The sequence below is a fragment of the Nocardioides ureilyticus genome (assembly GCF_051280745.1).
Classification (GTDB): Bacteria; Actinomycetota; Actinomycetes; order Propionibacteriales; family Nocardioidaceae; genus Nocardioides.
Map to the genome: position 1 here is coordinate 1 of NZ_JBNCOG010000041.1, position 20,636 is coordinate 20,636.

Here is a 20,636-nt window from a genome sequence, read left to right on the forward strand (position 1 = left end):
CCCGCCGGGGCGGTGGTCGGCGCCGACGACGTGACCACCGCCGCGTTCGCGCCGGGCACGGTCCCGGCCGCGGTCGCCGACCCGGTCGGCCGGGTGCTCGCCGGACCGGTGCGCCGCGGCGAGGCGCTGACCGACGTGCGCCTCGTCGGGCCGGGCCTCACCACCGCCCGCCCCGACCTGACCGCCGTACCGGTTCGGCTGCCCGACGCCGGGATGGCGGGCCTGCTGCGGGTCGGCGACCGGGTCGACGTGCTCGCCGCCGACCCGCAGGGCGGCGGCGCGAGCGTCGTGGCGCGCGACGTGCCCGTCCTGGCGCTGCCGGAGGACGCCGGCCCGGCCATCGGCGCCGACGGCCTCAGCGGTCGGCTCGTGGTCCTGGGCGCCGCGGCCGAAGAGGTCCCGGCGCTGGCGCAGGCCGCGACGACGGCGTTCCTCTCCTTCGCCTGGAGCAGTTGACTCCCGGCACTCCGGGGCACTTGTCTGCGGCGTACCCACGAGCGCTCCAGGAGGCACCATGCTCAGCGGCTTCAAGAACTTCCTGCTCCGCGGGAACCTCGTCGACCTCGCCGTCGCCGTCATCATCGGCACCGCCTTCACCGCGGTGGTCACGGCCTTCACCGGCATGCTGCTGTCGGCGATCGCCAAGCTCACCGGCGGGTCCGAGCCGAACTTCGACGAGTTCGCCCCCGGCGGGGTGGAGGTGGGGCCGTTCCTGACCGCCCTCGTGGCCTTCGTCATCCTCGCCGCGGTCGTCTACTTCCTCGTGGTGACGCCCTACGTCAAGGCCAAGGAGCGCTACTTCCCGAGCGCGCCGCCGGGCACCCCGGACGACGTCCAGGTCCTCAAGGAGATCCGCGACCTGCTCGCCGCGCAGAATGCGGGCGGCGGACCGGCGGGCGGCACCGGCGGCCCCGGCGACCGCGGCGACACAGACCGGACGGTCTGACCCGGCGGGTCAGCCGCCGTGGTGCGGCGGCACCTGCTCGCGCAGCCAGGTGTCTCCGTCCCGTGCCTCGCGCGGGTCCGGCTCGCGCTCGTCGCGGGTGGTCTCCGGCAGGGCGTCGCCGAAGACCTCCGCCAGCCTGCGGCGGCGCTCCCAGTCGGTGGGGGTGTCTGCGGCCATCAGCGGTCCTCGTCGCTCAGGTGCACAGGCCCGCGGCGGCGAGCGCCTCGGCGCGCTCCTCGTCGGCGGGGGTGCTGGACGGCGTGCCGGGTGCGGACGGGGCCGCCGAGGGGTCGTCCGTCGCCCCGGAGGTCGGCCCGGAGGTCGGCTCGGAGCCGGGGAGGTCGCCGGCGCTGATGACGGTGTCGTCGAGCCGCTTGGTCAGCGGCTCGTCCTCGATGACCCGCTGCCAGACCCGCTCGGCCTCGGGCAGCCACTCGACCCGGCCGGGGTAGGCCTCGCTGTACTCGAAGGGCACCGTGATGAAGCGGATGTTGTCCAGGCCGATGTCCTGGAAGCTGTAGCCGACCTTGCCCAGCTCGAGGAGGTTGTCGAAGTCGGTCGTGAGCGAGCCGACCGCGGCGTCGAGGAAGCCGACCACGCGGTCCGGCCGCGCGAGCACGTTCCCGGAGACCACCTTCTTGGCCATGGCCGCGATGAAGGCCTGCTGGCGCTTGATCCGGCCGATGTCGGAGCCGTCGCCGAGGGTGTAGCGGGCGCGCACGTAGTTCAGCGCCTCCTTGCCCTCGATCTCGCGCGTGCCGGCCGGGATGTTGATGCCGTGCGCCGGGTCGGAGATGTCCTCGGGGATGCAGACCTCGACGCCGTCGATGGCGTCGACCATGTCCTGGAAGCCCTGGAAGTCGACGACGACGTAGTTGTCGAGCCGGATCCCGGTGAGCTGCTCGAACTGCTGCATGGTGCAGGCCGGGCCGCCGACGGCGTACGCCTCGTTCCACATGACGTTCTCCTCGCCCGGGATGATCGAGCCGTCCTCGGCGAGGCACTCGGGCCGGTCGACGAGCGAGTCCCGCGGGATGCTGATCCCGTAGGCGTCCTCCCGGTCCGCGGAGAGGTGGAAGAGCAGCGTGGTGTCCGACCCGCCGCCGGCCTCGTTGTCGATCGCGTTGCCGACGCCCTCGCGCGTGTCGTCACCCATGACCAGGATGTTGAGCGCCTCGGCGGGCGCGTCGTCGGCCACGGTGGGGCGGTCGGTCAGCTGACCGCTGAGGTCCTCGTGGGTCAGGCTGCCGTCGAGCGAGCGGTAGATGAAGACCATCGACAGCCCGGTGACCATGGCCAGGACGAGTGTGCTCACCAGCAGCACGCGGGCGACGGTGTGCCGACGACGGCCCCGGCCCCGGCGGCGGCCGCGCGTGTCCGGACGGCGCGTGGCACGCGGTGCGGCGCCGTCTCCGGGCGCGCCGAGGCGCTCGGATGACGAGCCGTCGGGCTCCGGGCGCTGGCCGGCGTCGGGCATGGGGCAACCTTCGAGTGGGCGGAGGCACCATTCTGACCGACCCGTCGGGCGCTGCCCAAACGAGCGGCGACTCCCTCAGCGCCTTCTCAGGAAGGACGGGGCGGCGGACCGAACGACCGGCGGCAGGAGGCACCGGCGCAGTCCTCGAGCAGCTCGAGGCGCCGGGTCATCTCGCGGACCACCCGCCGGTGGCGGCGGTCGTCGGCGAGGTTGCGCAGCTGGTGGGGGTCGCGACGGTTGTCGTAGAGCTCCCGGAACCCGGTGTCGGACCACCGCACGAAGGTCCACCGCTGGTTGCGCACGCCGCGGAACCACCACGGCTCGGGGTGGGCGTCGTTGCGGCCACCGGCCTGGACGAGCATGTCGGTGTCCGGGCGGACGGCGTCGGCGTCGCGGACGAACGGCACCAGCGAGCGGCCGTCGAGGACCCGGCCCGGTTCGACCTCGGCGAGGTCGAGGATCGTGGGCGCGAGGTCGACGATCGTGGCCGGTTGGTCCCGCACCTCGCCGCGCGGGACGCCCGGGCCCCGCACCAGCAGCGGGACGCGCAGGGACTCCTCGTAGGGCAGGATCTTGCCGACGTACCGGTGCTCGCCGATGAGGTAGCCGTTGTCGGAGGAGAACAGCACCACCGTGTTGTCGAGCTCCCCGGTGCGCCGCAGCGCCTTGAAGGTCGCGTCGACGCCCTGGTCGACCGCCGCGAGGGACCGGATGCGCTGCCGGTGCAGGTAGCTCGCGCGCTCGGCGGTCACCGGCTCGAGCCGTCGGATGACCGGCGGCTTGTCGGAGGCGTCGGGCTCGTTGAACGACGGCCGGCCCACCGAGGGCACCTTCGCCCGCGGGTACAGGTCGGCGTGGCGGCCGGCCGGCACGGGCGGCCGGTCGCAGCCCCCGCCCTCGCCGCACCGGCCGTGCGGTGCGTAGTAGGACGCCCAGAGGAAGAACGGCTGGTCGGCGGCTGACCAGTCCTCCACGAGCCGCACCGAGTCGTCGCGGACCACGTCGCTGCTGTAGGCGTCGTCGTGGAACCGGGGCTCGCCGTTCCCGTACATCGCGAAGTTCCGGTAGCCGAACCGGTTGGTGGTCGCGACGTTCCAGAAGTCCCAGCCGGCGGGCACGCCCTGGGTGGCGTCGTACTGGTTGAGGTACTTCCCGCTCATGCCGACGAGGTAGCCCGAGCCCTGCAGCCAGGCGGCGATGGTCTCGTCGGGATCGCGGAGGGCGTCCACCCCGCCGTACGGCCCCGCGTTGGTGTGCACGCCGTTGTTCTGGGCGTACTGGCCGGTAATGATCTCCGCCCGCGCCGGGCAGCACAGCGGGTGCGGCGAGATCATGTCGGTGAAGGTGACGCCCTGGCGGCCCAGCCAGCGGCGGGTCAGCGGCATCCACCGCATGTCGGCGAGGGCCTGGTCGTCGGTGGTGATGAGCACGATGTTGGGCCGGTCGTCGCCTGGCCTGCGGGCGTCCGGCCGGTGCGTGGGCCGCTCGTACTCGTAGCCGGCGGGCGTGACCCCCGAGCGCTGGCCCGCGGTCGGCTCCGGCGCGGACGTCGCGTCCTCCGGCTCGGAGCGGTCGAGCACGACCGGGACGAGCGTCGCGACGAGGAGGAAGCCGGTGAGCGCCGCCACGAGCGCCGCGAGCGCGGTCCGAGCCCGCATCTGACTCCTCCTCCGACGGTCCGCACCCTGCGGCCGGCCGCGGTCACGCGGCGCGGCCACCGTAGCGACTCAAGGTAAAGGACGCTCCCGACAGCTCAGCCCCGGGGCGCCGGGGACCGACCGAAGGTGGCGCGGCAGCTGGCTCCTCGGCAGTCCTTGAGGACCGCGAGGCGCCGCGACATCTCGCGGACGACGTTCCGGTAGCGGCGGTCGGACCCGACGTTGCGCAGCTGGTGCGGGTCGCGACGGTTGTCGTACAGCTCGCGGAAGCCGTTGGACCAGCGCACGAAGGTGTACCGGGTGTCGCGCACCCCCCGGAACATCCAGGGCGTGGGGCTGCGGTCCGCGAGGCCGCCCGCCTGGACGAGGATCGTGTCGTCGTACCGGGGCAGGTCGCCGTCGAGGAGGAACGGGACGAGCGAGCGGCCGTCGAGCACCCGGCCCGGCTGGACGTCGGCGAGCTCGAGGATCGTCGGCGCCAGGTCGACGGTCGTCGCGACCTGCGTGCGCGTCTCACCGGCAGGGAGGCCGGGCCCCCGGGCGAGCAGCGGGACGCGGAGCGCCTCCTCGTAGGGCAGGACCTTGCCGCGGTAGCGGTGCTCCCCGATGAGGTAGCCGTTGTCGGAGGTGAAGAGCACGACCGTGTCGTCCAGCTCACCGGTCGCCTGCAGCGCGCGGAACGTGGCGTCGACGCCCTCGTCGACCGCGGCGAGGGCGCGGATCCGCTCGCGGTGCAGGTGGAGCGCCTTGGCGCGGCCGATCTTCCCCAGCCGACGGATCACTCCGGGCTTGTCGCGCACGTCGGCCTCGTTGTACGACGGCTTGGCCATCGAGGGGGCGGCCGCGTCCCGGTGCAGTCCGCGGTGGCGCCGCGCCGGCTCGGGCGGGTTGGCGCACCCCTCGTCGCTGCCGCAGATGCCGTGGGGCGCGTAGTAGGAGGCCCAGATGAAGAACGGCTGGTCGGCGGCCGACCAGTCCCGGACCATCTGCACGGTGTCGGCCGCGATGACGTCGCTGCTGTGGCTGTCGGGGCCGTAGAACTTCGGCTCGCCGTTGTGGTACATCGGGAAGCGCGAGTAGCCGAACCCGTTGGTGGTGGCGACGTTCCAGAAGTCCCAGCCGGACGGCACCCCGACCGTCGCGTTGTACTGGTTGAGGTACTTGCCCGTCATCCCTGCCAGGTAGCCGGAGTCCTGGAGCCAGGTGGCGATGGTGTTGTCCGCACCGCGCAGGGCGTCGAGCCCGCCGTACGGGCCGGCGTTGGTGTGCACGCCGTTGTTCTGCGCGTACTGGCCGGTGAGGATCTCCGCCCGGGCCGGGCAGCACAGCGGGTGCGGGGAGATCATGTTGGTGAAGCGGATCCCCTCCCCGGCGAGCCAGCGACGGGTGCGCGGCATCCAGCGCAGGTCGGTGAGGGCCTGGTCGTCGGTCGTGATGAGCACGACGTTCGGCCGGTTGTCGAACGGTCGACGGGTCTCCGGCTTGTGCGTGGGCTTCTCGTAGACCATGCCGTCCGGCTCGAGCCCCGACCGCTGACCGGGCGTGTACTTCCCCGACCCCTCGTCGTGCACGCTCCGCGCCGCCGCGTCGGCGGTGGCCGCGGGCGTGGCGGCGGCGCTGGCGGTGGGGCTGCCATCTGCCGCGGAGGTCGCCGGCGCGACGCCAGCGGTGAGGGCGGCAGCGATCGTGAGGCACGCGGCCGTGATCAGGCCCCGAGCGGGGTGGCGGCGGGTCAAGGTCTCTCCATGGGTCCGAGGGGTCGCCCCCCGAGGGCGCCGGGGAGATTCTGCGGCACGCAGGCCGCCCGTTCTGCTTCTTCGGCGCGATGTCATCCGGTCGGCCACCCACGGCTGGCCCTGTCGACGGATTCAGGACGCGACGACGGCCTGCTGCTCGACCTCGGCCCGGGTCCCCGAGTGCTCGAAGGTACGAGGATGGTCGAGCAGCACGCCGCCGGCGAGGCCGCGCAGCCGCACCGGGCCGCGGTGCGGCGCCTCGCGGCCGGGGCGCCACACCCACGAACGCGCCAGACCGGGGAGCGACCCGAGGACCTCACCGCGCTCGGAGATCCCGACGACATGGAACGGGTTGTCACAGCAGGTCGGCCGGGCGGGGAAGAACGTTCGGCCGACGACCCGGGGCCCGGAGGAACCGAGCCGCGCAGCGACGACCCGAGGCCGCGGCGTGGTGGGCTCCTGCCACGCGAGGAGCCCGCCGGCGGCATCGACGACCGGTGACCATGCCGCCCGGGACAGGACCGTGCGCTGCGCCGGGTCGTCCTTGTCGACCGCGAGCAACACGTTGTCCCGGGTCAGCACGACCACCGTGGTCGGGGTGTCGAGGAGCCGCCAGGGGCGGGCGGCGAGGACGACGCTGCGGGCCCCGATGACCAGGCGTCTGCCGAGGGCGTACGGCAGATCGACCGGCCGGCCCCGCGGGAGGTCGGCCAGCTCGCGCGGCCGCTCGACAGCCGCCGAGCTGGTCGGGTCGGGCGACGGCTCAGCGTTCGACGGCCGGTCGGTGCCGGCACAGCCGGCGAGGGCGAGGAGGCAGCAGAGGAGCACTGCGAGGCGGCGGGTCACGTCCGTTCGACGCGACCGCTCCCCCGCGAGTTGTCGAGACCGGAGGCCGGTGTCAGCCGGTGAGCTCGTCGATGATCCGGGTGCCGGTGGGGCCGCGGAGGTAGTGGTGGCCGTGGGGGTCGGTCCAGGCGTAGACGCCGGGGTCGATGACCGGGTCCAGGGGCCGGTAGGTCCAGCCGGCATGGGTCTTGAGCCGGTGGTGTCGGCGGCACAGCGGCGCGGTGTTGTGGCTGCACGTCGGTCCACCGGTGCCGTCGGTGGCATAGGCGGTGATGTGGTCGCAGTCGCAGGCCTTCGCGGGCCGGGTGCACCAGGGGAAGACGCACTGGGGGTCGCGCAGCGCGACCTGTTCGCGGAGCCGGTCGGGGACCTCGTAGGCCTCGACGTGGTGGTGCTCGGCCAGGTCGATGACCGGCTTGACCGTCAGGTGGGTGTCGGTGCGCCCGCACCAGGACCGGATGGTCTGCTCCAGCTCGGGGCGGGCCGCGGTCTGGTTGCGGCCCACGGTGTCGAAGCCCCACACCGCCGCGTCGGTCAGGTGGAGGTAGAGCACGATCTCCCGCCGCGGGCCACAAGAGCCCCCGCACGGCGTTGCCTCGCCACCCAGGAGCAGCGCGGAGGCGGCGGCGGGGTCGGCGAGCACCCCGACGGCCATGGAACGTCGCACGTCGAGGGACTCCCCGTGCCCGGCCTGACCCTCGCGGCCGAGGACCCCGGCGAGCGCGGTGATGGTGGCCTCGACGTCGTGGAGGTCCTTCCAGTCCCCACGCACCACCAGCTCCGCCAGCCCGGTGTGGTTCAGGGAGCGTTCGTCGAGGCGGACGTACCGGGCGTCGAGCGCCTCGAGCTGCGCCAGCTCGCGTTCCTCGGCGTGCAGCCGCAGCATCGCCTCGTCCACCAGCCGGTCCAACCGGGTCACCCCGACCGACCCCGCGACCGGGGCGACGTGGTCATCGACGTAGGTCGCCACGTCGTCGGGGCGGGCCAGGACCGCCTGGGCCACCCGCCGGGCCCGCCACGCCGGCACCTCACCGGCGACGGTCCGCCTCCAGACCTTGGGCAGCCGGTGCCGCAACGTGAGCGCGTCCCGGATCAGCGCCTGACCGGCCTCGGTCGACATCGAGTTCGCCGCCGCGAAGGCCGCGGGGGCGTCCCACCGCACCAGAGGCAGACCGGCCAGCTCCGAGGGCGGCTCCGCATCCCCCGCAGCGTCGATGCCGAACAAGAACCCCTCCACCGGCGCCGCCGCGACCTTCCGCACCGCGCCGTCAGCATGCCGCTCCTCACGAGCGACACCAGGCACGGGCACACCGGGCACACCGGGCACACCCCAGGCTTCCTGTCCCTCCAGCACCGGGTGCGCGTGCGCCCACTCCACCGCCAGCACCAACAGCTCCACCTCGGCCGCATCCGCAGCCTCCCGCGCCGCCCGCACCCGATCCAGCAGCGCCGCTGGCGTCACCGCGACATCAGCCAGCTCGGCCGGCGCAGCAACGGGAGGAACGGTCATGGACCTATGATATTCGCACACCTGTTCGAGCACAAGGTCCTCGACTCACCGGTGGACGAACTCGTCCTCATTCCGCGCCGTCGCGGAGCACGCGGTCGCCAAGGGGCTCCGCGAGGTCGACCTCCACGACGTACTGCTCGTTGACGTCGCTGCAGGAGAGCGCCCACGTCCGGGTACGGATGGTCACCGTGACGGCGGTGGGGGTCTCCTCGACGTCCAGGTTCTCCTGGGTCTGGCAAGGACTGTCGAGGTAGGTGAGCGCGAGTCGGTCCCCCTCGACGACGGGCGGCTCCGACCAGGGACGGGCCTCGCCGCCGGTCGAGAACCACGCCGCTCCGCCGCCGACCAGGGCGAGGACCACGATCACCGCACCGAGGGCCGTCAGGGCTCGCCAGCTGCGGCGGGGAGGCCGCCGTGTCCTACCCACCACTGCTGCTCCCTGGACTCGGTCCGGCTCGTTGGCAGCGAGCATGCTCCTGCCCGGCGCCTCCCGCCAGTGCCCGACTGAGCCGGTGACCCGATCGTGACCGCGACGGAACCGAGCGGCCTCGGAAGGCGTCCATCCTTCGTGCGACGATCCGGCCTGCTCCTCGGCGCTGCCCTGCTCGCGCTCACAGCAGCGCCCTTGCCTGGCGCGCCGGCCGCGGCCGGGTGCGTCGGACCGTCCCTCGAGGCCCCGGATCCCCTCGTCCTCGAGCGGGGCACCGCGACCGTGATCGAGGGGCGGTCGTTCACGGCCGGCGGATGTCAGGACTCGATGAGCTGCCCGGCGTTCGGCTGCGGTTCCTGCGAGTACGACGACCCACCGCCCCGTCCGATGGCGGACGTGGAGCCGCTGCTGCGCCAGCGGGGCCAGGTCTGGTCCCTCGGGACCGCGGACGCCGGCACCGCAGAGCAGGACCGCCTCGGACGGGTGGAGTGGCGCGTCGAGGTCCCCGCCGAGGTCGAGCGCGGCAGGGCCACGCTGCTCACCGACGCGAGCGGCCCTGTCGCCGTGCGGGTCCGGTGACTGCGCTGGCGAGCCTGGGGCTGCTGGCCGCGTCCCTGGGTCTCCTCGCGGCAGGCGGCTTCGTCCAGCTCGACGACACCTCCGGCTTCGGCAGCGACCAGTGGGACCTCACGTGGGGCGGCCCCTCCGCCGTCGCCGCAGCGGCGTCCCTGGCGATCGCCCTCGTCGACCGCAGGGCGCGACGGAGCCTCGGCGCAGCGCTCGCGGTCCTCGACGGCGTCCTGGTAGGGCTGAGCTTGGCCGACGACGGGTTCCGGTTCATCTGGCATGCCGGAGAGGGCGAGCTGTTGTACCTCCAGGTCGGGCTCGGACTGGTCGCCCTGGCCCTGCTGACGCCGCAGCTGCTCGAGCGACCGCCGGCCGACGACCGGCCTGGTGCGACGCCGACCCTGAGCGCGTGGGCCCGCGCAGTGGCGTACCTCGTCGCCCTGGTCATCGCCGTGTTCGCCGCCTTCTCGGCCGGCACCTCCCACTTCACCGCCCGGAACTGCGGCGGACCGGACTTCGGCGGCGAGTGCGACGTCGCCGTGCTCGAGGGCCTGCTGTGGGTGGCGGTGACCGCCGCGCTCGGCCTCCTGCTCATCGGCGCCGCCGAGAGGGTCCGGTGGCGACGCCGGCAACAGGAGCGGCAGCGGCAGCTGTCCGACTCGGCCTGACGCCACCCGGCTCGGCCACCGCGCGCCCGAGGCCGCGTCCGGCCCATCGGCCGACGATGGCAGGATGGCCCTGCCCTGGTCCGCGGGGCTCGACCTCGATGCGGACCGGCCCGCCCCAGTAGCTCAGCGGATAGAGCAGCCGCCTCCTAAGCGAAAGGTCGCAGGTTCGACTCCTGCCTGGGGCACCCTCGGACTTCTGCAACGCGAAGGGCCCCCTGGGGTCACCCGACCACGTCGAACCGGATCCCGGCGTGCTGCAGCCGGGCGAGCAGGTGGTCGCCCATCGCGGCGGCGGTCGTGACGCTGCCCGACGTGGGCGGGTTGTCGTCGAGAGCCAGGCAGAGGCCCGACTCGGCGAGCATCTTGGCGGTCTCGCCGTACCCCGGGTCCCCACCGGAGACGCGCGCGTGCACGGTCCGCCCGGCCGTCTCGGCGACCACGTCGACGGTGAACCACGAGCGCTCGCGCCGCGACTCGCTGGGTCCGTCCCCCTGCTTGATCCGCCCGAGCAGCGCGTTGCGCACCGGCCGGACCTGGGCCGCGGCGGCCAGGGCCGTCACGCCGACCGCACCACCGGCGGCGTACCGCAGCGTCTTGGTCCCTGCGTAGTGGGAGTACCGGAAGTCGGGCCCGTACGCCGGGAGAGCGGCGCCGCTGCGGGCGACGACGAACGGGTCGAGCGTGGGCAGCGGCAGCAGCCAGTAGCCCGTGACCGGGTCGCGGTGCGGCTTGCCCGAGACGGCGCGCGCGGACCGCCCCTCCGGGCGGTCGCCGGTCGCCTTCTCGACCCGGCGGCGCTCGGCCATCGCCGCACGCATCTGCCGTGCCCGGGAGAACTGGGTCATCGCCGAGTGGAACGTCCCGCCGGAGGCCGTGCCGGAGGCCCGGACGACGCCGCGCACGGTCAGCGGCCCGTCGACGGGCGCGAGCTGCTGGACGGCGAAGTAGACGCCGAGGTCGTGCGGGATCGAGTCGAAGCCGCACGCGTGGACGATCCGGGCGCCGGTGCTCCGCGCGGTCGCGTGGTGCGCGGCGTACATCCGGTCGACGAACTCCGGCTCGCCGGTGAGGTCGACGTAGTCGGTGCCCGCCGCGGCGCACGCGGCCACCAGCGGCTCACCGTGGGTGAGGTAGGGGCCGACGGTCGTGACCACGACCTTGGTGCTCGCCGCGAGCTCGGCCAGCGAGTCCTCGTCGGAGCTGTCCGCGGCGACCAGCGGCAGGTCGGCCAGCGCCGGGTCGATGCCGGCGAGCCGGTCGCGGACCGCGGCCAGCTTCTCGGCGTTCCGCCCGGCGAGCGCCCACCGCAGGTCCGCAGGCGCGTGGCGCGCGAGGTACTCGGCAGTCAGGCCCCCCGTGAACCCGGTGGCCCCGAGGAGGACGAGGTCGTAGGAGCGGCTGGAAGTCGGGTCGCTGGCCATGAGAGAAAACGTACGCTGGAGGCATGTGCCGCAACATCCGCCCCCTGCACAACTTCGAGCCGCCGGCGACCGAGGACGAGGTCACGGCCGCGGCGCTGCAGTACGTGCGCAAGGTGAGCGGTACGACGAAGCCGTCCCAGGCCAACCAGGCCGCGTTCGACCGGGCCGTGGCCGAGGTCGCCCACGCCACCCGGCACCTGCTCGAGGAGCTGGTGACGAGCGCGCCGCCCAAGGACCGCGAGGTCGAGGCCGAGAAGGCCCGGGCGCGTGCCGCCCTGCGCTATGCCCGCTGACCACCGGACGGCCGCGCTCGACCTCCTCGCCGAGCGCCCCCTCGTCGTGCTCACCGGCGCCGGGCTCTCCACCGACTCCGGCATCCCCGACTACCGCGGCGCCGGAGCACCGGTCCGGATGCCGATGACCTACCAGGAGTTCGTCGCCGACCACGCCGCCCAGCAGCGGTACTGGGCCCGCAGCCACCTCGGCTGGGGCCGGATGCGGCGGGCCGAGCCGAACGCCGGCCACCACGCGTTGGTGGCGCTCGACCCCGACCTGCTCATCACCCAGAACGTGGACGGCCTGCACGAGCGGGCCGGGCAGCGCCGGCTGGTCGCCCTGCACGGCCGGATCGCCGAGGTGGTCTGCCTCGGCTGCCGGGCCACGTCGAGCCGCGCCGCGCTGCACGCGCGGATGCAGGCGGCGAACCCGGGCTTCGACGAGCGGCACGCCACCGTCGTGAGCAACCCCGACGGCGACGTCGAGCTGGACGACACCGCCGGGTTCGTCGTACCTGCGTGCGAGGCCTGCGGCGGCGTGCTGAAGCCGGACGTCGTGTTCTTCGGGGAGAACGTCCCGGCCCCGCGCGTCGAGCGGTGCTACGCCGCGGTCGACCGGCTGGCGGAGACCGGCGGCGCGCTGCTGGTGGCCGGCTCGAGCCTGACGGTGATGAGCGGGCTCCGCTTCGTGCGGCGGGCCGCCAAGGCCGGCACGCCGGTGGTGATCGTCAACCGGGGCGCGACCCGCGGCGACGAGCTGGCGACGTACACCCTGGACGTCGGGTGCAGCGAGCTGCTCAGCAGGCTTGCCGCACTCCGCGGCGCCGGAGCTCCCCGAGCAGCCGCATCACGTCCGTAGTCCCCTCCTCGCCGGCCGGCTCGGCGGCGCCGGTCGCGAGGCGCTCAGCCGTCTCCGCGGGCACCCGGGTGCCGACCTCGAGGACGTAGATCGTGTCGTCGAGGGTGAACTCGAGGTCGACGACCGTCGCGAGGTGGTGCTCGCCCGACGGGGAGTCCAGCACCACGCCCTCACCGGGCTCGAGGCCGTGGGCGAGGCGCGTCGACGAGTGCGGGACCGCCACGCGCCCGGCGTGGGTCCCGGCGTTCTCAGGTTGGTTCAGTCGGTGCACGGTGGTCTCCCCTCGACAGTGACCGCACGATCACGGCCACACCCCCAACGGGACGAGGGGGCGACGGTGACGCCTTCTCCCAGGATACGACCCGGAGGTACAGACCGCTACGAGCAGAATCGGGCCGATCGGGCAGATCTGCTCAAGAACTCCGCGAGCCCGCCGATGGGGATGGGATCAGGACCCGACAGGGACCCGTCAGAGACGCCGCACGAAGATGTGGTCGGCGGCCTCGGGGACGATCTCGGCGGTCTCGCCGCCGGAGCCCACGAGGACTCCGTCGGGGGTGGCGACCACGGTCACGGTCTTGTCCGGCAGCGCGCCGACCCGGCGCAGCGCGCTCATCAGCACCTCGTCCTTCTGCATCTCCTCGGAGATGCGGCGGACCAGCACCCGGCCCTCGCCGGGCGCCGCGGCCTGCGACAGCGGCTCCACCCCATCCATGAACGCCTCGGGCAGTGCCTCCTGGCCGAGCTCGTCGAGGCCCGGGATGGGGTTGCCGTACGGCGACTCGGTCGGGTGGTCGAGCAGCTCCAGGAGGCGCCGCTCGACGGTCTCGGAGATGACGTGCTCCCAGCGGCACGCCTCCTCGTGGACCAGCTCCCACTCCAGCCCGATGACGTCGGTGAGCAGCCGCTCGGCCAGCCGGTGCTTGCGCATCACCCGGACGGCCAGGCGCCGGCCCTCGTCGGTGAGCTCGAGGTGGCGGTCGCCCTCCACGGTGAGCAGCCCGTCGCGCTCCATCCGCGCCACGGTCTGGGACACCGTCGGCCCGCTCTGGTGGAGCCGCTCGGCGATCCGGGCGCGCAGCGGGACGATGCCCTCCTCGACCAGCTCGTAGATGGTCCGGAGGTACATCTCGGTGGTGTCGATCAGGTCGCTCACGCCCGTCATTCTGTCCCACCCGGCCCTGGGGTGCACACCGCTGGCCCCGCGGGTGGGCACTGGGTCGGCATGACCGCCCTGATGTGGTTCCGCCGCGACCTCAGGCTGGGCGACAACCCGGCCCTGCTGGAGGCCTGTGCCGACGGAGACGTGCTCCCGCTGTTCGTCCTCGACCCGCAGCTGTGGGGGCCGGCCGGGCCGAGCCGGCGGGCCTACCTGGCCCGCTCGTTGCGCTCCCTGGACGCCGCCCTGCGCGGCCTGGGCGCGCCGGGGCTGTCGGTGGTGCGCGGCCACCCGGCCACCGAGGTGCCGCGGGCCGCGCGGGCGGTGGGCGCCCGGCGGGTGCACGTCGCGGCGGACTTCGGCCCCTACGGCCGCCGGCGCGACGGGGACGTCGAGGCCGCGCTCGACACCGACGGCCTGCGGCTCGTGCGCACCGGCTCGCCGTACGCCGTGGCGCCCGGGGAGGTCCGCAACGGCTCCGGCGACCACTACCGCGTGTTCACCCCCTTCTCGCGCGCGTGGCAGGAGCACGGCTGGCCGGCGCCGCAGGACGCCCCCGACCACCGGCGGTGGCTGGGGCTCGGGCAGGGGCAGGACGGAGGCACCACCGAGCTGCCCGACCCGCCGCTGCCGGACGGGCTGACCCTGCCCGAGGCCGGCGAGCACGCCGCGCGCGCCCGGTGGACGGCGTTCCTCGAGCACGGGCTCGAGGACTACGACGAGGCTCGCGACCTGCCCGGCACCGACGGCACCTCCCGGATGTCGGTGCACCTCAAGTACGGCGAGGTGCACCCCCGCCAGCTCCTGGCCGACCTCGCCCGGCGCCCCGGGACCGGCGGGGGCACCAGCGGGAGCACCGGCGCGGCGGCGTACCGCAAGGAGCTCGCGTGGCGCGAGTTCTACGCCGACGTCCTCTGGCACCAGCCGCGCACCGCGCGGGAGTACTACAAGACCCAGTACGCACAGCTGCCCTACGACGAGCCGGGGGCGCTGTTCGAGGCCTGGCAGCAGGGCCGCACCGGCTACCCGGTCGTGGACGCCGGGATGCGCCAGCTCCGCTCGGTCGGCTGGGTGCACAACCGGGTGCGGATGATCGTCGCCAGCTTCCTGGTCAAGGACCTGCACGTGGAGTGGCAGCACGGGGCCCGCCACTTCCTGCACTGGCTGGTCGACGGCGACCTCGCCTCGAACAACCACGGCTGGCAGTGGGTCGCCGGCTCCGGCACCGACCCCTCGCCGTTCTTCCGGGTCTTCAACCCGACCACGCAGGGCCGTACGTTCGACCCCGACGGCACCTACGTCCGCACCTGGGTCCCCGAGCTCGCCGACCGCGCAGCGGTGCCGGACCCGCACGACCCGTCGAGCCAGGTGCGCGCGGCCGTCGGCTACCCCGAGCCGGTGGTCGACCACGCCGAGGAGCGTCGCGAGGCGCTGGACCGGTGGGAGAGGATCCGGTGATGGCGACCCTCACGATCCCGTCCCGCTTCTGCGGCCCGCCCGGCTCCGCGAACGGCGGCTGGAGCGCCGGCGCGCTCGCGGCCCTCCTCTCCCCCCGCACCGCGGCCGAAGCGGTCGAGGCGGTCGAGGTGCGGCTGCGCCGGCCGCCGCCGCTGGAGCGGTCGATGCCGGTCGAGGAGCGGGACGGCTGGACGGTCGCCACCGACGAGGGCGAGGTGGTCCTCCAGGCCCGGCCGGCGGCGACCGGGCCCGACCCGCTGGCCGCCGTCCCGCTCGAGGAGGCGCGCGCCGCGGAGGCGGCGTACGCCGGCCACCGCGCGCACCCGTTCCCCGGCTGCTTCTCGTGCGGCACCGGTCGCGAGCCCGGCGACGGCCTGCGGATCTTCCCCGGCCCGGCGGGTCCGGGCCGGGTCGCGGCCACCTGGACGCCCGGGCCCGACGACGCCACCGCGCCGGTCGCCTGGGCGGCCCTCGACTGCGCCGGGGCCTGGGCCGCCGGCGTCGACGAGCGACCGATGGTGCTCGGCTCGATGACCGCGCGGCTCTGGCGCCTCCCCGAGCCCGGCGCCCCGCACGTCGTCGTGGGCGCGCACCGCCGTACCGACGGGCGGCGGCAGCACACCGCCACCACCCTGCACGTCCGCGACCAGCTCGTCGGCGCCTCGGAGCAGGTCTGGTTCACCGTCGACCCCGCCGACTTCGCCGGCCCGGCACCCGGGTGATTCCATGGCCGCATGGCTGTGAACGATCCAACCGCCGACCACCCGACGCCGGAGTGGTGGCGGCACGGCGTCGTCTACCAGGTCTACGTGCGCAGCTTCGCCGACAGTGACGGCGACGGCGTCGGCGACCTGCCGGGCATCACCTCGCGCTTGCCGTACCTGCGCGAGCTCGGTGTCGACGCGCTGTGGATCACGCCGTTCTACACCTCCCCGCAGCACGACCACGGCTACGACGTCGCCGACTATCGCGACGTCGACCCGCGCTTCGGCACGCTCTCCGACGCCGATGAGCTGGTCCGCACCGCCCACGACCTCGGCCTGCGGGTGGTCGTCGACCTGGTGCCCAACCACACCTCCGAGGAGCACGAGTGGTTCCGCGCCGCGCTGGCTGCCGGGCCCGGCAGCCCGGAGCGGGCGCGCTACCTCTTCCGCGACTCCCCCGCCGACCGGCCGGGCGAGCCGCCCAACAACTGGCGCTCGGTCTTCGGCGGCCCGGCGTGGACCCGGACGCCCGACCCTTCGACAGGCTCAGGAGGGCCTGGCCAGTGGTACCTCCACCTCTTCGACTCCAGCCAGCCGGACCTCGACTGGCGCCATCCCGAGGTCGGCGAGATGTTCGTCGACGTCCTGCGCTTCTGGCTGGATCGGGGCGTCGACGGCTTCCGGGTCGACGTCGCCCACGGGCTGGTGAAGGAGGAGTCGCTGCGCGACCAGGTGGTCGGCGAGGACGAGGAGCCCGGCAGCGGCGCCCCGGTCGACGAGGACCACTCGATGGTCGAGCGGACGCTGCGCGACGAGCCGATGTGGGACCAGCCGGAGGTGCACGACGTCTACCGCCGCTGGCACCAGGTGCTCGCGGAGTACCCCGGCGACCGGATGATGGTCGCCGAGGCCTGGACCCAGACGCCGGAGTCGATGGCCCGCTTCGTCCGCCCCGACGAGATGCAGCAGTCGTTCAACTTCGCGTGGCTGCTGGCGCCGTGGTCGGCCCGCGCCTTCGCCGACGTCGTCACCGGCACCCTGGCGGCGGTCGCGCCGGTCGGCGCCTCGCCCACCTGGGTGCTCAGCAACCACGACGTCGTCCGGCACGCCACGCGGTACGGCGGCGGGCCGGTCGGCCGCGCCCGGGCCCGCGCGGCCACGCTGGCCATGCTCGCGCTTCCCGGGTCCTCCTACCTCTACCAGGGCGAGGAGCTGGGGCTGGAGCAGGTCGACGTCGCCCCCGAGCACCGGCAGGACCCGGCCTGGCTGCGGACCCGCGACACGGACCGGCCCGACACCGGCCGGGACGGCTGCCGGGTGCCGATCCCGTGGTCGGGAGAGGCACCGCCGTACGGCTTCGGGCCGGGGAGCGGGCAGCCCTGGCTGCCCCAGCCCGCGGGCTGGGGCCCGCTCACCGTCGAGGCCCAGGCGGCCGACCCGGACTCGACGCTGGCCTTCTACCGCTCGGCGCTGCTGGCGCGCCGCAGCTTCGCGACCACGGCGGGCGACGAGGTGGAGATGCTCGACCTGGGCGAGGACGTGCTGGCCTTCCGACGCGGGCCGGTCACCGTGGTCGTCAACTGCGGCGCCGCGCCGGTGCCGCTCCCCGCGGGCGAGCTGCTGCTCGCCAGCAGCCCCGTCCTGACCGACCTGCCGCCGGACACCGGGGTGTGGCTGGCCACCGGCTGACCGGCCGGCAGGCGCCAGCCGGGGGGGCTCAGTCGCGCCCGAGCGTCGCGTTGTAGCGGCCGAGCATCGAGGCGAGCTCCGTGAGCTCCTCGCTGCTCCAGTCCGACAGCCGCTGGTCGAGCAGGCGGCTGCGGTCCTCCGCCACCTCGCGCAGGCGCCGGACGGCGTCCGCGCTGGCCGACAGCAGCGTGGCCCGGCCGTCGTCGGGGTCCGGCGAGCGGTCGCAGAGGCCGAGGTCGATCAGGTGCTGGACCTGCCGGCTGATGGCCCCCTTGTCGACGCCGAAGGTGTCGGCGAGCGCCGAGGCCCGCATCGGTCCCTGGCCGGCGAGGTGGCCGAGCATGAGGTACGACGCCGACTGCAGCTCCGGGTGCACCGCCCGCGCCCGCTCCGCGATGACGCGGCGCACGCGGCGGATGAGGACACCCACCTCCTGCTCGATCAGCCGCAGGGACTCCGCCCGCTCCACCGCGTCCTCCCCTGTCGACCCCGTCGTACCGGCCGCGCCGGTCGCGACCTGCACACCCATCATCGCGTGCGCTGCGTGGGAGCGAGGTCCTCGGTCGCCTCCGGCGCCACCTGCTCGCCGACGCTGTCGCCGGTCGTGGTCCGCAGCGGGACCTCCTTGATGAGCACCACGCAGACCAGGGCCACCACCGCGAACGGCACGGCGATCAGGAACAGGTGGCCGGTCGCCTCCCCGAAGCTCTGCTCGTAGAGCGCGCGGACCGGGGCCGGCAGGGCGGAGAGGTCCGGGATCGAGCCGGTGCCGCCGGTCGGCGCCTCGACGCCCATCCGGCGCAGCCCCGCCGCCACCTGGTCGGCGACCTGGTGGGCCAGCACGGCGCCCAGGACGGAGACGCCCACCGAGCCACCCATCGAGCGGAAGAACGCCACGACGGAGCTGGCCGCACCGAGGTCGGAGGCCTTGGCGGAGTTCTGCACCGCGAGGACCAGGTTCTGCATCGTCGCGCCGATGCCGACGCCGAGGACGGCCATGTAGATGCCGATCAGCCACAGCGGGATCGAGGCGTCGATGGTGCCCAGCAGCGCGAGGCCGACGATCACCAGGGCGGTGCCGCCGACCAGCCAGCGCTTCCACAGACCGGTGCGGGTGATGATCCGCCCGGTGGCGATCGAGGAGACCAGCAGGCCACCGACCATGCAGACCGACATCAGGCCGGCGCGGGTCGGGCTCATCCCCCGGCCGAGCTGGAAGTACTGGCTGAGGTAGACCGTCGACCCGAACATCGCCAGGCCGATCATCACCGAGGCGAGCGTGGCCAGGGACGTGGTGCGGTCGCGGAAGAGCCGCAGCGGCACGACCGGCTCCTCGGCGACCCGCGCCTCGACGTACACCGCGGCGGCGATGACCACCGCGGCGGCACCGAGCATCATGGCGGTGGGCGCCGACCACCAGGCGAACTCGCCGCCGGCGAGCGAGACCCAGACCAGGACCAGGGAGACGCCGGCGACGATGAGCGTCGCGCCGAGGTAGTCGATCGAGACGGGCCGGCGCACGACCGGCAGGTGCAGGGTGCGCTGGAGCACCACGAAGGCGAGCACCGCCACGGGGATGCCGACGAAGAAGGTGCCGCGCCAGCCCAGCGGGGAGTCGACGATGAGGCCGCCGATGAGCGGGCCGGAGACGGTCGCGATGGCGAAGACCGCGCCGATGTAGCCGGCGTACCGGCCCCGCTCACGGGGGCTCACCATCGAGGCGATGACCACCTGCACGAGCGCGGTGAGGCCGCCGACGCCGAGCCCCTGGAAGGCGCGGGCGCCGATGAGGAGCTCCATGCTCGGGGCGAGGCCGGCGGCGAGCGAGCCGACGCCGAAGATCACGAGCGCGACCTGGACCAGCATCTTCTTGCTGAACAGGTCGGCGAGCTTGCCCCAGATCGGCGTCGTCGCCGTCATGGTCAGCAGCGTGGCGACCACGACCCAGGTGTAGCCGGTCTGGCTGCCGTCGAGGTCGGTCACGATGGCCGGCAGCGCGTTGGCGACCACGGTGCTCGAGAGCATCGCGACGAACATCGCCAGCAGCAGGCCGGACAGCGCCTCGAGGATCTCCCGGTGGCTCATCTCGCCCGACTGCTCGCTCGTCGGGCCGGCGGGCACGCCCGGGGAGGGCGGCGGAGCTGTGGTCACGGAGGCTCGTTTCGCTGCGGTCACGGAGGAAAGAAGGTTGTCAGAAGCAACTTTATTCCGTTCCGGCCCTCGAGCCAAGCCCACCGCCCCCGGAAATGCGGCGACCCGCAGGTGTGACCCCCGGAGCGGGGACCCAGCCGGCGGACGGAGCCGGTTCACCTGCGGGTCGGGTAGCTGCTGTGGATTCGCCAGCAACTCGGGGAGTTCCACCCCTCGTCCTGCTGTGTACAGCGGGGCTGCTAGCGGGCAGCCACCTCACGCGTCCAAGAAGAACTCATTCTTCGGACCACCTCCTTTCCCGTGTGCAGCAAAGGTAGGTCGCGCCCGCTCGCCGCTCAAGGGATTTTTCCGCTGGAACCGACGGGAGTCCTAGGGCGCCAGGCGCTGGGTCGTCCAGCCGTCACCCGAGCGGGTGTAGAGGAGCCGGTCGTGCATCCGGCCCGGCCGGCCCTGCCAGAACTCCACGGCCGAGGGCAGCACGACGTACCCGCCCCACTCCTCGGGGACCGGCACCTCGCCGTCCGGCACGTCGGCGAACCGCGCCTCGACCTCCTGGTACGCCGCGGCGAGCTCCGCGCGGTCGGCGACCGGGCGGGACTGGTGGGACGCCCAGGCACCCAGCTGGGACCCGCGGGGCCGGACCGCGAAGTAGTCGGCGACCGCAGCGGGCGGCAGTGCGCTCGCGACGCCGTCCACGCGCACCTGCCGCTCCAGAGGGTGCCACGGGAACAGCAGGGCGCACCGCGGGTTGGCGGCCAGGTCCCGGCCCTTGCGCGAGGCGGTGTTGGTGAAGAAGACGAACCCGGCCTCGGAGACCCCCTTGAGCAGCACCATCCGCGACGACGGCTGCCCCTCGGCCGACACCGTGGCCACGACCATGGCGTTGGGCTCGTGGACGACCCCCTCCACCTCGGCGAACCAGCGGCGGAACATGGTCACCGGGTCCGGTTCGAGGTCGGTCTCGTCGAGGCCCGCGGCGGCGTACTCCTGCCGCAGGCTGCGCAGGTCCAGGTCGGGGTCGGCCATGCCGCCAGCGTAGGGAGAGGTGCACAATGCCGGGGGCCGCCCGCCCGGGCTGGCCG

The 20,636-nt window shown here is 74.0% G+C and carries 22 protein-coding genes and 1 tRNA gene; 10 read left to right on the plus strand and 13 right to left on the minus strand.

Annotation, left to right across the window (positions count from 1 at the left end; genetic code table 11):
* Together ACSMHG_RS17345 and ACSMHG_RS17350 are read left to right on the plus strand one after the other, a co-directional pair.
* Positions 1-456: CpaB family protein (locus ACSMHG_RS17345; RefSeq protein WP_435747421.1), on the plus strand; the 456-nt coding region annotated here is incomplete at its 5' end.
* A 58-nt stretch (positions 457-514) separates the two neighbouring features.
* Complete coding sequence (locus ACSMHG_RS17350; RefSeq protein ID WP_435747423.1) at positions 515-946, plus strand: MscL family protein; 432 nt, start codon at positions 515-517, stop codon at positions 944-946.
* Between the two features lie 9 nt (positions 947-955).
* On the opposite strand, the gene ACSMHG_RS17355 is transcribed toward ACSMHG_RS17350, so the two are convergent.
* From ACSMHG_RS17355 to ACSMHG_RS17385, 7 genes are all read right to left on the minus strand, one after another.
* Positions 956-1,123 carry a hypothetical protein gene (locus ACSMHG_RS17355; protein ID WP_435747425.1) on the minus strand — a complete coding sequence of 56 codons (168 nt, stop codon included), beginning with the start codon at positions 1,121-1,123 and terminating at the stop codon, positions 956-958.
* A gap of 16 nt (positions 1,124-1,139) precedes the next feature.
* Positions 1,140-2,423: an LCP family protein gene (locus ACSMHG_RS17360; protein ID WP_435747427.1), complete on the minus strand. Its 1,284-nt coding sequence runs from the start codon at positions 2,421-2,423 to the stop codon at positions 1,140-1,142.
* A gap of 86 nt (positions 2,424-2,509) precedes the next feature.
* Positions 2,510-4,081 (minus strand): sulfatase family protein, encoded by a 1,572-nt coding sequence (locus tag ACSMHG_RS17365; protein ID WP_435747429.1) that lies wholly within the window; start codon positions 4,079-4,081, stop codon positions 2,510-2,512.
* A gap of 95 nt (positions 4,082-4,176) precedes the next feature.
* Complete coding sequence (locus ACSMHG_RS17370; protein ID WP_435747431.1) at positions 4,177-5,817, minus strand: sulfatase family protein; 1,641 nt, start codon at positions 5,815-5,817, stop codon at positions 4,177-4,179.
* Between the two features lie 132 nt (positions 5,818-5,949).
* Positions 5,950-6,663, minus strand: a complete 714-nt coding sequence (locus ACSMHG_RS17375; RefSeq protein WP_435747433.1) for a hypothetical protein — start codon at positions 6,661-6,663, stop codon at positions 5,950-5,952.
* 52 nt (positions 6,664-6,715) lie between these two features.
* The gene (locus ACSMHG_RS17380; RefSeq protein WP_435747435.1) at positions 6,716-8,173 is read right to left on the minus strand and encodes an HNH endonuclease signature motif containing protein; all 1,458 of its coding nucleotides are present in this window, start codon (positions 8,171-8,173) and stop codon (positions 6,716-6,718) included.
* Positions 8,174-8,240: 67 nt separating this feature from the next.
* On the minus strand, positions 8,241-8,600 hold the full coding sequence (locus ACSMHG_RS17385; RefSeq protein ID WP_435747437.1) for a hypothetical protein: 360 nt from the start codon (positions 8,598-8,600) through the stop codon (positions 8,241-8,243).
* Positions 8,601-8,741: 141 nt separating this feature from the next.
* Here ACSMHG_RS17385 and ACSMHG_RS17390 point away from each other — a divergent pair, with 141 nt between their 5' ends.
* The 3 genes from ACSMHG_RS17390 to ACSMHG_RS17400 all read left to right on the plus strand — a co-directional run bounded on the left by ACSMHG_RS17390 (position 8,742) and on the right by ACSMHG_RS17400 (position 10,023).
* On the plus strand, positions 8,742-9,182 hold the full coding sequence (locus tag ACSMHG_RS17390; protein WP_435747439.1) for a hypothetical protein: 441 nt from the start codon (positions 8,742-8,744) through the stop codon (positions 9,180-9,182).
* Positions 9,179-9,838, plus strand: coding sequence for a hypothetical protein (locus tag ACSMHG_RS17395; protein ID WP_435747441.1), 660 nt, complete (start codon positions 9,179-9,181; stop codon positions 9,836-9,838). The genes ACSMHG_RS17390 and ACSMHG_RS17395 overlap by 4 nt, the downstream gene beginning before the upstream one ends.
* Before the next feature lie 112 nt (positions 9,839-9,950).
* Positions 9,951-10,023 (plus strand) — tRNA-Arg (locus ACSMHG_RS17400).
* Between the two features lie 36 nt (positions 10,024-10,059).
* On the opposite strand, the gene ACSMHG_RS17405 is transcribed toward ACSMHG_RS17400, so the two are convergent.
* Positions 10,060-11,259, minus strand: coding sequence for a saccharopine dehydrogenase family protein (locus ACSMHG_RS17405; protein WP_435747443.1), 1,200 nt, complete (start codon positions 11,257-11,259; stop codon positions 10,060-10,062).
* A gap of 23 nt (positions 11,260-11,282) precedes the next feature.
* Between ACSMHG_RS17405 and ACSMHG_RS17410 the strand changes: the two genes are divergently transcribed.
* Positions 11,283-11,552 (plus strand): DUF2277 domain-containing protein, encoded by a 270-nt coding sequence (locus ACSMHG_RS17410; RefSeq protein WP_435747445.1) that lies wholly within the window; start codon positions 11,283-11,285, stop codon positions 11,550-11,552.
* The gene (locus ACSMHG_RS17415) at positions 11,542-12,393 is read left to right on the plus strand and encodes a Sir2 family NAD-dependent protein deacetylase (RefSeq protein ID WP_435747447.1); all 852 of its coding nucleotides are present in this window, start codon (positions 11,542-11,544) and stop codon (positions 12,391-12,393) included. Before ACSMHG_RS17410 ends, ACSMHG_RS17415 begins: the two co-directional genes overlap by 11 nt.
* On the opposite strand, the gene ACSMHG_RS17420 is transcribed toward ACSMHG_RS17415, so the two are convergent.
* Positions 12,332-12,664, minus strand: a complete 333-nt coding sequence (locus tag ACSMHG_RS17420; RefSeq protein WP_435747449.1) for a hypothetical protein — start codon at positions 12,662-12,664, stop codon at positions 12,332-12,334. The genes ACSMHG_RS17415 and ACSMHG_RS17420 overlap by 62 nt on opposite strands.
* Positions 12,665-12,862: 198 nt before the next feature.
* Positions 12,863-13,549, minus strand: a complete 687-nt coding sequence (locus ACSMHG_RS17425) for an iron-dependent transcriptional repressor DtxR (RefSeq protein WP_435747451.1) — start codon at positions 13,547-13,549, stop codon at positions 12,863-12,865.
* A gap of 69 nt (positions 13,550-13,618) precedes the next feature.
* Between ACSMHG_RS17425 and ACSMHG_RS17430 the strand changes: the two genes are divergently transcribed.
* From ACSMHG_RS17430 to ACSMHG_RS17440, 3 genes are read left to right on the plus strand one after another with little or no spacing between them, the layout of a single operon-like run.
* Positions 13,619-15,010 carry a cryptochrome/photolyase family protein gene (locus tag ACSMHG_RS17430; protein ID WP_435747453.1) on the plus strand — a complete coding sequence of 464 codons (1,392 nt, stop codon included), beginning with the start codon at positions 13,619-13,621 and terminating at the stop codon, positions 15,008-15,010.
* Entirely contained in the window at positions 15,010-15,732 is a 723-nt protein-coding gene (locus ACSMHG_RS17435; protein ID WP_435747455.1) for a hypothetical protein, read from the plus strand. Before ACSMHG_RS17430 ends, ACSMHG_RS17435 begins: the two co-directional genes overlap by 1 nt.
* Positions 15,733-15,744: 12 nt before the next feature.
* Complete coding sequence (locus ACSMHG_RS17440; protein WP_435747457.1) at positions 15,745-17,403, plus strand: glycoside hydrolase family 13 protein; 1,659 nt, start codon at positions 15,745-15,747, stop codon at positions 17,401-17,403.
* 28 nt (positions 17,404-17,431) lie between these two features.
* Here ACSMHG_RS17440 and ACSMHG_RS17445 read toward each other — a convergent pair whose 3' ends face one another.
* From ACSMHG_RS17445 to pdxH, 3 genes are all read right to left on the minus strand, one after another.
* Entirely contained in the window at positions 17,432-17,926 is a 495-nt protein-coding gene (locus ACSMHG_RS17445; protein ID WP_435747459.1) for a MarR family winged helix-turn-helix transcriptional regulator, read from the minus strand.
* 5 nt (positions 17,927-17,931) lie between these two features.
* Complete coding sequence (locus ACSMHG_RS17450; protein ID WP_435747461.1) at positions 17,932-19,554, minus strand: MDR family MFS transporter; 1,623 nt, start codon at positions 19,552-19,554, stop codon at positions 17,932-17,934.
* Positions 19,555-19,923: 369 nt separating this feature from the next.
* On the minus strand, positions 19,924-20,580 hold the full coding sequence (gene pdxH, locus ACSMHG_RS17455; RefSeq protein ID WP_435747463.1) for a pyridoxamine 5'-phosphate oxidase: 657 nt from the start codon (positions 20,578-20,580) through the stop codon (positions 19,924-19,926).
* Positions 20,581-20,636: the final 56 nt, after the last annotated feature.

Coding starts and splice junctions, on each gene's coding strand:
- pdxH (WP_435747463.1), bottom strand. CDS start 20,580: ATGGCCGACCCCGACCTGGACCTGCGCAGCCTGCGGCAGGAGTACGCC.
- ACSMHG_RS17435 (WP_435747455.1), top strand. CDS start 15,010: ATGGCGACCCTCACGATCCCGTCCCGCTTCTGCGGCCCGCCCGGCTCC.
- ACSMHG_RS17405 (WP_435747443.1), bottom strand. CDS start 11,259: ATGGCCAGCGACCCGACTTCCAGCCGCTCCTACGACCTCGTCCTCCTC.
- ACSMHG_RS17410 (WP_435747445.1), top strand. CDS start 11,283: ATGTGCCGCAACATCCGCCCCCTGCACAACTTCGAGCCGCCGGCGACC.
- ACSMHG_RS17430 (WP_435747453.1), top strand. CDS start 13,619: ATGACCGCCCTGATGTGGTTCCGCCGCGACCTCAGGCTGGGCGACAAC.
- ACSMHG_RS17360 (WP_435747427.1), bottom strand. CDS start 2,423: ATGCCCGACGCCGGCCAGCGCCCGGAGCCCGACGGCTCGTCATCCGAG.
- ACSMHG_RS17350 (WP_435747423.1), top strand. CDS start 515: ATGCTCAGCGGCTTCAAGAACTTCCTGCTCCGCGGGAACCTCGTCGAC.
- ACSMHG_RS17365 (WP_435747429.1), bottom strand. CDS start 4,081: ATGCGGGCTCGGACCGCGCTCGCGGCGCTCGTGGCGGCGCTCACCGGC.
- ACSMHG_RS17415 (WP_435747447.1), top strand. CDS start 11,542: ATGCCCGCTGACCACCGGACGGCCGCGCTCGACCTCCTCGCCGAGCGC.
- ACSMHG_RS17380 (WP_435747435.1), bottom strand. CDS start 8,173: ATGACCGTTCCTCCCGTTGCTGCGCCGGCCGAGCTGGCTGATGTCGCG.
- ACSMHG_RS17440 (WP_435747457.1), top strand. CDS start 15,745: ATGGCTGTGAACGATCCAACCGCCGACCACCCGACGCCGGAGTGGTGG.
- ACSMHG_RS17355 (WP_435747425.1), bottom strand. CDS start 1,123: ATGGCCGCAGACACCCCCACCGACTGGGAGCGCCGCCGCAGGCTGGCG.